We start from the raw sequence: 13,828 nt of genomic DNA on the forward strand, positions 1-13,828 counted from the left end.
AAACGGGTCCCCTGACAGCAGGAGGACCCGTTTCAACTATTCTAGCGATGCTGCGGCAATTGCTCCGAATGCCCAATGAGAAGCTGGAACATCCTTCCATAACAACTGTACCGAAGCGTTCGCATTTGGCCTACCCAGCACCTTGTTGATAATGGTAGCTGCTTCCGCGCGTGTTAGCGCCTGATTCGGCTTGAACGTGCCATCGTTATAGCCGTTAATAAAGCCGTAGGACTGAACCTTCATAATATCGCTTTGCGCCCAATGCCCCGCTACATCGCTAAAACCTTTGCTGGATTGCGAGTCCGAATCGCTCACAAGCAATTGCGACACAAGCCGTGCCATCTCCGCACGCGTAACAGATTGGTCAGCTCTAAATGTCCCATTGTTATATCCCTTCATTAAACCGATCTGGGTCATGTCGGCTATATACTCCTTAGCCCAATACCCTGCAGCTACATCCGCGTAATTTATATTCGCCGTATCCGCCTTATGGCGCGTCAGTACACGGGACAGGATGGCGGCCATCTCCGCCCTTGTAATCCGATTGTCCGGCTTGAACGTGTCATCCTCGTAGCCTTTCATATAAGCGATGCCTAGACTAGACTGGTCCAGCCCCGATATATGAAGCAGCGTGAACAAGCTGAATTGGGTTACGGTAAATGCAAGCCCTTTGTCGCCCTGATCGTTGTAGGGTACGACAGTCCCCCTGAGCAGCTCCTTCGTTCCGTCGCTATGCTCGATATACACGGCTAGATTTTGCCACTCTGCTTCATCAAGCTTAATGCCCTTTAACGGTAAAATAATCGTAACTTCCGCATTTTGCAAATTAGTTTCAATGTTCATCGGACGACCAACAACCGTCGCCTCACCATCACCCGTGACAATGCTGACGGCTGCTTGGCGATTCGCCTGACCAGCAAGCTCCTGCTGCTTAACGACGTCCTTCATTGGTGCCAGCTTAAAATACAGCTCCTCCTGCAACCCCGCTAATGTGCCGCTGCCGACCGCAATAACAGCATTAGCAGTAGATAACTGCAGCCCAACCTCTGCTGTCGTCAAGGTTTTGACCGCATCCTTGGGAAGCTTAAACGCTGTTTCACCAACTTCATCCAGCGTGTCTGGAATGCTAATGTTCACAGCCTTCGCACCTGATGCCGCCGCGCTTGCCGCCGCTTTGCTAGCCTCCTCTGCTGTCAGCGCAAGCTCATCTTGCTTGCTGCCGCCCACCTGCTTCGTTCTGTTGATGGTCTTTTTGATTCCATTCCCTACCTCAACTGTAATTAGCTCCGATGATGGAGCCGTACCGTTTCCCCCCGATGCGGGAGGAGCATTGGTTGCGCCTCCCCCTCCGGCTGGTGATGGTGTTGGCGTCGCAGGTTCTATAGATGATGATGGTGTTGGCGTCACTGTTGGCTCCGTTGACGGTACTGTTGTCGGCGCACTGGTTGGCGTCGTTGTAGGCTCCGTCGACGGTACGATTGATGGCGTACTAGTTGGCGTTGCCGATGGCTGCGGCTGACCACTCACTGCAAACTTAACGCCGTCCAGCAGCATGTAATCCCCTGATTTTTTCATCGCTTTAATCGTATGAACGGTGTCAGCCAGGTCGGTCACGGCGTAAATCTCCTGCTGCGTCAATCGGCTTGCATGGACTGCGCTAACCGTTTGTTGGAAGATGTTATCGATGTAAATATCAACATCTCCCTGAACGGATGATTTTGGCGCAATCAAGGCAACACCTGTACCTGTAAACGAAAACTCGGCATAATCCCCATTGTTCATTGTACGGTGCAGATCGTTGTGGTAATCGCCACGGTAAGAGATGGCTAAGCTCACAGCTCCATCAGGCTGCGATGCCAAATATTCCTTCTTGATCGTAATGTCACTGCCCGACACGGTATAGTCCACACCAGCGGTGAGCATTGCATTGCCATTTTTCACACCCAGCAGATTGCTTCCATCGACCTGAAGCGTTGTTGTTATATCCGACTGCGCGGTTTTGTCAAAGCTGCCCGTATCCGGGGTAATCATATCCGCCATTCGGAATTTCAATTGGTCGAGCAGCATGTAGTAGCCGGATTTTTTGACCGCTTTGAGCGTATGCTCGCCCAGTGTCAGGCCTTCGGCAACAAATACGGTCTGATTCACCTGGCGGCTAGGATAATACGTGCTGACCGTTTGCTGGAATACGCCATCGATATAGATGTCCATATCGCCTTGGGACGAATCTTTTTCGGTTATGAACGTAATGCCTGTGCCCTCAAACGTATATTCCAAATAATCGCCCGTCGTCTCCGTGTAATGGACGTCGTCCTTATAATCACCAAGACCTCTGTTGCGACTATGCTGCCAGGCGCCCTTATACGACATCTCGCTGTCATCGTTGTTGACTGCCACATAGCGGCCTCTGGAAGAATCGCTAATGGCAACTGCCAGCGTTTGCTCAGCACCGCCACTGAAGGACAACGCCAAATTCGTCATGCCATTTGGCATTTGGGCAAGATAGCCCTTGCGTATCGTGAGCTGGTCGCCGAAAAGCTGGTAGTCTGTTCCCTCTTGCAGCGCTGTCGCGCCATTAGCAATTCCAGTTAGCGTATTGCCGTTCAAACTAACCGTCGTCGCAATATCTGCTTGTGCCGCCGCTTTATGATCAAAGCTTAGTGTGCTTGGGCTAATCGTACTGTTCTGCCCAGTGGTGTCGGTGATCTCGACGGCCAGCGTCTGCGGAGCCCCCGCACTAAAATCAAAGCGCAAGCTCGCTGTACCTAACGGCTGGTTGGCAAGGTAAGCCTTGTGAATGATCACATCGTTGCCGAATACGATGTAGTCCGTACCCTCTGTCAGTGCTGCTGCGTTGTTGCTAATGCCCGATAACGTGTTTCCGTTCAGCGTCAATGCCACAGCAACGTCGGCCTGCGCGGAAGCTTTTTTGTCAAAGCTCGCCTCTAACGGGCTAATCGTGCTGTTCGCCGCCGACGAATCGCTAACAGCTACAGCGAGCGTCTGCACAGCCCCTTCTGCGAACGAGAATGTCAAGCTTGTTGTACCAATTGGCTGTCCCGCCATATATTCCTTCTTCACAGTAATGTCATTGCCGGACACTGTGTAATCCGTACCCTCTGTCAGAGCTGCTTCGCCGTTCGAAATGCCGCCGAAGCCGCTGCGAGCTCCTGTCGTCGTAAAGATCAAGTCTGCCTGCTGCCCCGCTGCCTTGTCGAATCCGCCAACTGCTCCGCTTACAAGATCAGGCAATAGTACCCGCAGCTTGTCGAGCAGGAGGAAATAACCTGATTTTTTCACCGCTTTAAGCGTATGCGTGCCGTCAGCCAGTCCTGTAATGTTAAACACAGGCTTCTGCGCCAGCCTTCCGATATGGTACGTGCTGATCGTACGTTGGAATTGATCGTCGATATAAATGTCGATTGCACCCTGGGACGGGTCAAGCTCCGTAATAAATTCAATCCCCGTGCCTGTGAACGTATACGAAAAATAATCGTTGTCATTCGCTTCGGCATAGTGCACATCATCCATATAATCGCCGAGTCCACGATTCCAGCTGCGATTCCAACCACCTGTGTACACGATGGATGGATCATCATCGTTCAGAGAGATTGATCCGCCAACTGCTGTATCCTGAATGACAAGCGATACCGTCTGTTCCGCTCCCGCACTAAAGGTGAAGGTGAGTGCCTTCGTTCCCGCCTGCTGCGCAGCAAGCCACGGTTTCTTGAGCGTCAGCGTATTGCCGCTTACGGTATAGTCAGTTCCTGCTGCGAGCGTATTGCCATCATGCTTGACGTCTGTCAGCGTATTGCCATTGAGCGCCGTTGTGAGCGTTACATCCGTTTGCGCAGACGGCAACAAATCGAAGCTGACCGTTGACGGAGTCACCCGGCTGTCTCTAATGGTCGAATCATTAATCGCAATAGATAGCGTCTGCGGCAATCCGCCGCTAAATGCAAAGGAGAGATTCAGCGTACCAACTGCCTTGCTCGCCAAATACTCCTTTTTAATCGTCACCTCGTTCCCGTTCACCACATAATCCGTACCTGCCGTTAACGCTGTCCCGCCCGCCGAAATACTGGCCAGCGTGTTGCCATTCAGCGTCAATGTCGTTGTGACATCAGCCTGCTCGGATTGCTTTTTATTGAAGCTGGCCGTTGAAGGAGCGATGCTGCTGCTCTGTGCTGCCGCATTGCCTACATCGATAACGAGGTTTTGTGCGCCGCCGGCAAGCTCCTGCCCTCCATTGCGCGTCCAATCCCCCGTATACTTAAAGCCAGTATCGTCATCGTTAGCGATTGAAGTTCCGCCAAGCGACGTAACCTTCAGCAATCTCGAACCATGCGAAGCCAAATTTGCCGAACTGTAGCCTGAGTTAAATGTACCTAAATCCTGATGCGTCCACAGATCGCGTACCTTGGCTGGCCCCTCCAGTCCGATATCGCTCCAGTCCACGTTTACCGTTGCCGCCGAATTTCCCAGATTGAACAGTCCAACGGTATAGGTGCCATCGCCATTGTTGGCATACCATACTTGCTGCTCGGCAGCTGTAGATACGGGATGTCCCGGTCTGCCCGCCTGATTAACAGCGATGACCTCTTCATTGGTCAATAGCTCAAGTCCATAAGCATCGAGGTTGGTCATGTCATTGCCAATGTACAATTGCGCGGATGACAGTGCCCAGAACGACATGGCCGTTCTGCGCTCATCCTGCGTCAGGCCATCCATCGAGCCATTTCCAACATTCAAGGAATCGAAGTCATTCCAGCCGCCCGGCCCGGCATGGCGCCAAAATTGCTCGGCTTTCGGGAAGAGACGGGCAATGCTTGACCATACCGTCAAGCCGCCAGTGCCGCAATAACACTCCACATCCCAATCTACGCGCCAGCCGTTGGCGTATTTTTTCCAGTAATCGATGTATTTGATGTCCAGCGCCCATGAAAGCTCCAGCCAAATATTGTGCGGCTTAAGCGCCTGCGACCATGCTTTGACGTCATCGCGCGCATCAAGCGACAGGTCCGATATGCCAGAACCCGGCGTCACACTGTCGAACTTGAGGAAGTCAATTCCCCATTCGCCATATAAATTGGCAATCGAATCAATATACTTCTGTGCGCACGGCTGATTGAAATCGATTTTGTAGCCGAGACCCCAGTAGTCCGACTCTTGCAGCGGCTGCGTAGCAATATCCTGCATGGTGCAGCCCGGCGCATCGTAAATCGGCAAATCCTGATCATACGCCTGCGGCGACATGCCCGGAATACCGTACAACCCTACCTTTTGTCCGTTGTCGTGAATATGGTCGATCACTTCCTGCAAGCCGTTTGGATAAAGGGTCGTACTTGGAATCGGCCGCCCGTAGCCATCCATGTCACCGTTCCAGGCCGCATCGATATTAATGTATTCATAGCCGTAAGGCTGCAGCTTCTCGTGCATCGCATCGGACTGCGCCTTGATTTGATCAGCGGTAATCCAGTGGCCGTTGTTCGTATACACCTGCATGCTGTAGCTGCTCCAGCCCATATAAGGCTTCTGGGCAAGTCCATTGTCCGCAGCTTTCGCTACATTTCCGTAAGGCGCTACCAGTCCAAGCTGCATCGTGAGCAGAACGACAACGAGCAGCCAAGGCTGTATTTTTTTCATGAATGGGATCATAATTAAGCTCCTTTTTCAGAAAATAGGACCAGGCCATTATCTCGCAATAATAACCTGATCCTGTCCGTTCTATGTTGCTAATTAATCCGCTGTATCCGCTGTATTATTTAAACGACGCGTCATATGCTTTCTGCAAAATTTCCAGATAACGATCGATTTTCAGATCCTTCAAGCCTTTCACATAAGCGTCCCAGTCCTTCTCCAAGCTTTTGTTGCCGGTAATAAATTGCAAAGCGTTCTGCTCAATGTAAGATTTAATGTTCGTTTGCAAAATGCTTACTTCGTCCACCTCGTTCTGATCGACCCAGATCGACCACAGCGGGAACAGCTCCTTCGGCTCATGGCCTTGGTACAGCAGTGTCGCCTGATACAATCTGCGCTCGTAGCTGGCGGAATCATAAATATCCGTCCCTTGAACGAAGCTGTCCCGGTACTCCTTCGGCATATAGAAATGGGCGGTTCCGCTCCAGCCCGCGTTGCGAGGGGCTTCGCCTTCAGCGGCAGGAATCGTGGCAATTTGCGGTATTACGCCTTCGCCAAGCGCAACCTCGCCATCCTTCGGCTTTCTCCAGTCAATGCCTTCCATGCCGGAGGCGCCATTGGTCTGGCCTTCTTGCGTGAACATATAATCGACTAGCTTAATCAAGGCGATTTTCTGCTCTTCGGATGCTTTATTCGTAATGACAAACTTGGCGCCAGGAGCCACGCCTCCCCCATCATGCGTTGCATAGGAGCCATGTGGTCCAGTAAGCGGCGGTACCGGATTGTAATCGGCCGAATTTTTGTTGCCAGCGTCGATATTTATGAAAATAGCTGGGTGCATGCCCGCTCCCGCGCCCAAAATTTGCGAATCGCCGTTTTCGCCGATTTTTTTGAACGCTTCCGCGTTTTGCGCGAATGCGCCCGGGTCAATCAGCCCTTCATCATACAGGGATTTGATATAGCTCAGCCCTTCTTTCCATTCCGGCTTCACCGCCGCCGATTCCACCTTGCCGCCCGTCATGTTCAAATAGTTGCGATCATCATCGTAGACGAAGCCGTTCATTAGGAATGGAATAACACGTACGCCAAAATCCTCGATCGAGCCGCTGAGCGGCACTTCGTCGGCAACTCCGTTGCCATTTGGATCTTGGGTTTTGAACGCCTTCAGCACCGCTTTAAATTCCTCCGGTGTCTTCGGCATTTCAAGCTGGAGTTTATCCAGCCATTTCGTGTTGATCCACATTTTGTTCGGATACGAGCAATGGAAACATTGGCTGTATGCAACAAGACCATAAATATTGCCGTCAGGGGCAGTATTAAACGCTTTCAAATCTGCGTCCTTTTCCATGGCAGCTTTGATGTTCGGCGCATATTGCTCAATCAGGTCGTTCAACGGTACAATCACGCCCTGCTTGCCGTACTTCAATACATCAGCCTGCGAAAATTGATCGATATAGCCCGGAAGCATGTAAGCATCCGGATAATCGCCGCTTGCGAGCGAAATTTGGCGTTTTTCCTTTGCCCCGTCCGGTGGTGTCGTATCAAACTTAAACTTCATATTGAACTTCTCTTCAACGAATTTGGTGAACTTGTTAGTCGTCAGATCAATGCCCGACTCCTGCACGGCAAACATCGTAATTTCAACCGGTGCGGTGCTTCCCGTCTCTTCCGATTGCGAATCAGGCGCAGTCGTCGCGCTGCCCGCGGGCTTATTGTTCTGCGAGCATGAAGCAAGCATCATGCTAACTACCACTGCAATGGCGAGCAGGCCTAACAGTCTCTTCTTCATTGTTGTTCGCTCCCTTTTCATCTCATAATAATGGCTGTCTGCCTTGCATTCGCGCTTCCGATCCCAAGCCTCACCTCCCTTCATTCTCCAGTTGAGCATCAGCCCTTGACCGAGCCGACAAGCATGCCTTGCACAAAATACCTCTGTACGAACGGATAAATGATAAGCACCGGCAGCGTAGCTACGACGATCAGCGAGTATTTCAGCAGCTCGGATAGCTGCTGGCGCTCCACTTGCTTCAGGGCGTCCGTCACGCCTGCGGTATTATTCATAATGATGATGCTGCGCAGCACAAGCTGGAGCGGAAACAGATTGGCTGACTTCAAATAAATAAGCGCATCGAAATAGGCGTTCCACTGGCCTACCCCATACATCAAGAACAGCACGGCGAGTATCGGCTTGGACAAGGGAATGACGACGCTGCGCATAAACCGGAGATCGCTGCAGCCATCAATTTCGGCCGCTTCCATCAACTCATCGGGAATCGACGACTGGAAGAAAGAACGGGCGATGATCACCTGCCATACCCAGATCGCATTCGGAATGAGCAGCGCCCAACGCGAGTCGATCATGCCGAATTCTTTGACTACCATATAAGTTGGAATGAGGCCGCCGCTGAATAACATGGTGAACGTGATCAGCATCATAATAACGCCACGGCCAAAAAAGGTTTTGCGCGACATCGGATACGCGATCATAACCGTCAGCGCTACGCTAATCAGCGTTCCCGCCGTCGTATAGAACAACGAATTGCCATAGCCCGTCATAATTTGCGGGGTATTGAACAACACCTCAAAGCCGCGGAAGGAAATATCGACGGGCCACAGCCAGACACGTCCAGAAGTCACCGCGGCCGGGCTGCTGATCGAGCTGCTCAAAATATAAATAAGTGGATAAATGACTGCGAGCAGCACAAGTGAAAGCACCGTATAAATGATGAACAGGAGCAGCCTGTCACCAGCCGATTCTCTGATTTTCAGCCTGAACGGCCGTTGCTGCCCTGCTGGTTTTGTTGCTGCCATAGGCGTACTCCCCTTCTTCTACCAGATACTCGATTTCGTTAAGCGTTTGGCCAAGCCATTCACCGTAACCAACAACACCAAATTAATAAGCGAGTTGAACAAGCCGACTGCGGTTGCAAAGCTGTAATTGGCATTAAGCAGCCCAATTCGATATACATAAGTGGCAATAATTTCTGAATGAACCATATTCAGCGGATTTTGCAGCAAATATATTTTCTCGAACCCAATCGCCATCACGCTGCCCACATTCAAAATGAGGATTATCGTAATCGTCGGCAGCAGGCCGGGAATGTCCACATGCACAATCTTTTGAAAGCGCGAAGCGCCGTCCACCTTGGCTGCCTCATATAACGTTGGATCGATGCCCGCCAGCGCCGCCAAATAAATGACCGCCGAATAGCCTGCCGTCTGCCAAATATCAGACCATACATAGATGGAACGGAACATGCTGGCCTCGCCGAGAAAGTTGATGGAATCCAAACCAAAAAAATTCAGAGCCACATTGGCAAAGCCAAGCCGCGGCGCAAGAAACAGCATAATGATCGATACCATGACGACCGTCGAGATAAAATACGGCGCGAAAGTAACGAGCTGGACCAGCCGCTTGAATCTGCCACTGCCCACCTCATTTAACATAAGTGCCAGCAAAATCGGCACCGGGAAACCGGCGAGCAGCAAATAGCCGCTGACGAAAATGGTGTTTTTGACGAGCGGCCAGAACATTGGATTATCAAAAAACAGCTGAAAGTTTTTGAAGCCTACCCACGGACTGCCCCAGATCCCTTTAATGACGTTATAGTCCTTGAACGCCAGCACCGCATTAAGCATCGGATAATATTTGAATATAAGGAAAAACAACACCGGCGGTATAACAATCAAATAGAGCTGCCAATGTTTCCTTAAGCTTCTTGCCGCTTCCTCCGTCACTCTTCGCTTAACACCGCCGTTTAACATTTGATGCTCCAGTACAACCTCTTTCTCCAGAACAATCCCCCCTAAGTCACTGCCTGATGATGAATGATAGCGCTTTCTATACGCTTGATCATAGGGGATTCAGCCTCGCTTGCGACAGGTACACTTGCGTCGTTTAGCGTACAATAACGCCATTTTCAGGGGGACAATTGGCTGTGGGGCGTACATTTTGCGGCAGCTTCGGGGGAAGCAAGTGAGGATAGGCTTAATCTAAAGCAGTTGGTCTGAACTAACCTTTTGTCCTGACCTATTCAATAACAACGGACATACGAAAAAAAACCGGCTCAACCATCAGCCGGTTTACAAATTTTATTTTTTATATAGATCATAAGCCCTTTGCATAATCTCCACGTACCGCTGAATTCTCATATCACGCAAGCCTGCTACATAGCCGTCCCAATCGTTGTCTAAATCCCAATCGCCTGTAATGAAGCGCAATGTGCTTTGTTCGATATAATTAGTTAAATTCGTATGCAATATGCCAGCCTCGTCCGCTTCGGCCGGGTCCAGCCATAACATCCAGAAGGGAAAAATATCTTTAGGCTCATGCCCTTCATACAGCCTCGTGGCTTCATAGAGCCGGCGCTCATAGCCATCAGGCGTATACATATCGCTGCCTGCTACCCAGCTATCGCGATACTCCCGAGGCATATATAGATGCGCCATCCCGCTCCAGCCGGAATTGGTCGACTCTGCTTCATTGATTAGAATGAGGCTTGTGAACAACGGCTTGACGTCTGCACCAAGCGCCTGTTCCCCGGCTTGCGGCTTGCGCCAGCCAATGCCTTCCAAACCGTTTTGCGACGTCGTTTGTCCTTCTGGGGTGTACATATAGTTAATGATTTCGATTAATTTGCGCTGCGCCTCCTTGCTCGCCCGGTTCGTGATGACAAACTTGGCTCCAGGCTGCATACCGCCCCCTTGATAGGTAGCATAGGAAGCATAAGGTCCCGCAAGCGGTGGAATCGGCACATAATCGTTCATGCTCTCGCCTGCGAAAATAGCGGGATGCATCCCAGCCGCCACTCCCAGCATAGGTGCACCATCATTGTCGCCGATTCTTTTTAAAGCTTCCGCATTTTGAATAAAAGCTCCCGGATCAATCAGCCCCTCCTTGTAAAGCGATCTGATATAGGCCAGCCCATCCTTCCAACGCGGCTTATCCGCAGCCGTCTCAACCTTGCCACCTTCCAGCATTAAATAATGGCGATCCTCATCATAAATAAAACCGTTCATTAAATACGGAATAATACGCACGCCAAAATCCTCGGTCGAGCCGCTGAGCGGAACCTCATCAGCCAAACCATTGCCGTTGGGATCCGAGCTTTTGAACGCCTCGAGCATTTCCTTAAATGCCTCGGTTGTCGTCGGTACGTCCATCCCTAGCTTCGCGAGCCATTTGACATTTACCCACATTTTGTTCGGATAGGAGCAATGGAAGCATTCGCTGTAGGCTGGCAGCCCGTAAATGTTCCCATCAGGAGCTGTGCTGAGCGCTTTGAGCTCCGAATGCTCCGTCATAGCAGCTAACACATGGGGAGCATATTTCGCAATTAACTCATTTAAGGGCAGGATAATGCCTTGCTTGCCGTACTTCAGCAGATCCGATTGCGAGAATTGATCCATATAGGCAGTCAGAAAATAGGCATCCGGATAGTCGCCGCCTGCAAGCGATATTTGCCGCTTTTCCCTTGCCCCGTCTGGTGAAATAACTTCCCAATTGAAATGCACGTTAAATTTTTGCTCCAGATAACGAGTGAAATCATTTGTCTGAAGCTCAATTCCCGGCTCCTGCAAGGCAAATACATGCAGCTCTGTCGGCGCTTCCTCATGCGTGCCTTCATCTCCGCTCACAGGTTTACTCTCTTTAGCAGAGCATGAGACGAGGAGCAACAGCCCCACAAGCATAAGCACAAGGACAGCCATGCCGGTCCGGATCTTCATTTCTCCTTCACTCCCTCCACGCCTGATGGGCGCCTAGATATGAATGGACTGCCTATAGGAGCTTGGCGCAACGCCCATTACCCGCTTGAAAGCTCTGCGGAAGGAATGCGAGCTGTTATAGCCGACGCGCGAGGCAATTTCGTCAACTGTGCAGCCTTCTGTGCGCAGCAAAGAGGCAGCGCGCTCGATTCGGACCATCTCCAGGTAATCGGACACATTCATATCCGTCACCTCTTTGAATAGCTGTGAAATATACTTCTCAGGACGTTCAACCTTCTCGGCGATTCGGTATAAGGTCAGCTCTGAGTCGCTATAACTTTCGGCAATAAATCGTTTGATGTCACCCGCGGTCTGAATATGGGCACTATTTTTCTTGCTGTTAATAATGCCGCACAACGCTTCGATAATGCCGTTGATCTCTTGCTGAATATCCGGCAGCATATCTGCTGCCTGGATGCCAATCATTTGATTTTTCAACGTATGAAGCAGCTCCGATTGGACGAGCGCCTTCTGATCCAGCAGCTTGAGCAGCGTTCCCTTCAGCTCGCCGACAAGCTGCTGCTTCATTTCCGGAGACAGCTGGTGCTGATCCGAGTTTTTGTCCATCACCGTCGATACGATCCGCTTGGCTTCCTCCGGCTCTCCTGCACGAATCGTACTAATCAGCCGCTGCTCCATGTCTAGCGGATAATAATAGGTCGCCGTTTCCCGGCTGGAATCACTGAACCACAGTATGCTTTGCATGCCGGATAGCTCTGTATACTCCAGCGTTTGTCCGGCCTGCTCGTACGAATGGCTGACATCCATCAGCGTGTGGAAGCATTCTCCAAATGCAGCTGACAAGGAAACCTTGTATTCGGAGTAGGCTGTTCGTGCGAGCCCCGTCAGCCCTTCATCTAACCGTTTACGGAAATCGGTCCCGCTCGTCTGCTCCCCCTGCTCCAACCAGATCATAACTAAACGATCTGATCCAAGCTCGGTCATCAGCAAATTCCCCTCGGTTTCGGACAATGCCTGCTTCATAATCAGCCTTGCCGCAGAAAGCTCCTTTAATATATCGATGCTATCCATGCCAGAATAGCCGTTTATTCGCAATATACCCACGTAACCTTCCCCACCTGCAAGGCTAACGTCCGCTTGCGCCGCCGCAGCCGCAATTTCCTCCAGCGTATGAAATTCGCCTGCCAGCAGGCGCTTGAGAAAGCCGTCTCGAACGAGCGGCAGTTGACGCTCAAGCTCCAGCTCCAATTGCCGATTGCTCGTAATCATTTTCGAAATATTGCCCTGCAAAAAATCATATTCATTGCGCTCCGCCAAACCGTCCTTGCCGAAATGCTCCTTCATCACGCCAAGCAGCCGGTTAATTGGCACACTGTTGCGATAGGCGAGCAAGAGCCCCGCCAGCAGCCCAAGCACCAATGCAATGCCGGTTACCATCCAGGTCATATGCTTAATCTGATTTGCATTTTCCATTAGCACCTGACGCGGTATGCCTGCGCGATAAGTCCAGCCGCTCGTATCGGATTGAATCGTTATGACAAGATCGTCATGGTAAAATTGGCTGCGCTTCGTCTGATCAAGTTCAGTGGACGTGGACAGCTGTCTTGCCGCTGCTTCCGTAATTCCCCGCACCCCTATCGTATTTCCTTGCGCATCACTAATGTGAGCCCAGCCGCCGTAGCGGTCTTCCAGTCCAGCAAGCAGATTGGAAATATGCTCCTCATCGATCATAACAACGACTGTAGCTGGCGACGAGCCATTGAAGCTGTCGAGCGGCAGCGACTGCATGTAGGTGACGACCGAGCTTTGCTTCTTATTGCTCAAAAACGAACGGAGCGGCATCATCTCGCTGCTATGCGTTTTTCCGAGCACCTCATCCTTCCACTCATCGAGCGAAAGATCCGTGTAGTGGAAATTTTGGTAATAATGCTCTGGCCGGAAGTAGGCTGAGCCTTGGGTGAATATAACGTCATAATTTTTTAGATATATAAAATAATTTTGCAGAAAATCATTCGTCTGGCTAAATGGCGTAACCTGCTTCACCATGCTCCAGATACCATAGACGTTGATTTCGTCTCCCTTTTTCTGCTCATTCATGAGCTTATTCAGGTCGGGATTCAAAGCAAGCTGGCGGGTGAAGCCTTCCACCTCTACCATTCTTCGCTCCAATATTTCTTGGCTGCGCTGCAGCTGGGTCACGCTATTCTCGATGGAAATGGATTGCGTAACCGAAATCGAAGTGCGATACGACACATAACCCGCTATGCTTGGAATGATCAGTATAATTAAATAAGACACCAGAAACTTGCGAAAAATAGTCGTATATTTGGGCACAGCCAACCCACCCCTCTATATAATAGCGCTTTCATAAAAAGCGAAAGCATTGCCATCCCATTCTAAAAACGGCCGCACCTACATCATAACCTAACGAAGCGAAAAGACAACTACTTTATACTAAAGC

Annotated in this window: 6 protein-coding genes; all 6 read right to left on the minus strand. The window is 50.8% G+C overall.

Going from position 1 to position 13,828, the window contains the following annotated elements:
• Window positions 1-36 precede the first annotated feature (36 nt).
• Window positions 37-5,658, minus strand: coding sequence for a X2-like carbohydrate binding domain-containing protein (locus ASF12_RS00475; RefSeq protein ID WP_056028281.1), 5,622 nt, complete (start codon window positions 5,656-5,658; stop codon window positions 37-39).
• A 103-nt stretch (window positions 5,659-5,761) separates the two neighbouring features.
• Window positions 5,762-7,429: an extracellular solute-binding protein gene (locus ASF12_RS00480; RefSeq protein ID WP_056032604.1), complete on the minus strand. Its 1,668-nt coding sequence runs from the start codon at window positions 7,427-7,429 to the stop codon at window positions 5,762-5,764.
• A 98-nt stretch (window positions 7,430-7,527) separates the two neighbouring features.
• On the minus strand, window positions 7,528-8,451 hold the full coding sequence (locus ASF12_RS00485; protein WP_056028284.1) for a carbohydrate ABC transporter permease: 924 nt from the start codon (window positions 8,449-8,451) through the stop codon (window positions 7,528-7,530).
• An 18-nt stretch (window positions 8,452-8,469) separates the two neighbouring features.
• Complete coding sequence (locus tag ASF12_RS00490) at window positions 8,470-9,405, minus strand: ABC transporter permease (RefSeq protein WP_081418547.1); 936 nt, start codon at window positions 9,403-9,405, stop codon at window positions 8,470-8,472.
• Between the two features lie 327 nt (window positions 9,406-9,732).
• Complete coding sequence (locus ASF12_RS00495; protein ID WP_056028287.1) at window positions 9,733-11,367, minus strand: extracellular solute-binding protein; 1,635 nt, start codon at window positions 11,365-11,367, stop codon at window positions 9,733-9,735.
• A gap of 33 nt (window positions 11,368-11,400) precedes the next feature.
• Window positions 11,401-13,701, minus strand: coding sequence for a helix-turn-helix domain-containing protein (locus ASF12_RS00500; protein ID WP_056032609.1), 2,301 nt, complete (start codon window positions 13,699-13,701; stop codon window positions 11,401-11,403).
• Between the last annotated feature and the right edge of the window lie 127 nt (window positions 13,702-13,828).

This window comes from Paenibacillus sp. Leaf72 (assembly GCF_001422685.1).
GTDB lineage: Bacteria > Bacillota > Bacilli > Paenibacillales > Paenibacillaceae > Pristimantibacillus.

Coding starts and splice junctions, on each gene's coding strand:
- ASF12_RS00480 (WP_056032604.1), bottom strand. CDS start 7,429: ATGAAGAAGAGACTGTTAGGCCTGCTCGCCATTGCAGTGGTAGTTAGC.
- ASF12_RS00485 (WP_056028284.1), bottom strand. CDS start 8,451: ATGGCAGCAACAAAACCAGCAGGGCAGCAACGGCCGTTCAGGCTGAAA.
- ASF12_RS00490 (WP_081418547.1), bottom strand. CDS start 9,405: ATGTTAAACGGCGGTGTTAAGCGAAGAGTGACGGAGGAAGCGGCAAGA.
- ASF12_RS00495 (WP_056028287.1), bottom strand. CDS start 11,367: ATGAAGATCCGGACCGGCATGGCTGTCCTTGTGCTTATGCTTGTGGGG.
- ASF12_RS00475 (WP_056028281.1), bottom strand. CDS start 5,658: ATGATCCCATTCATGAAAAAAATACAGCCTTGGCTGCTCGTTGTCGTT.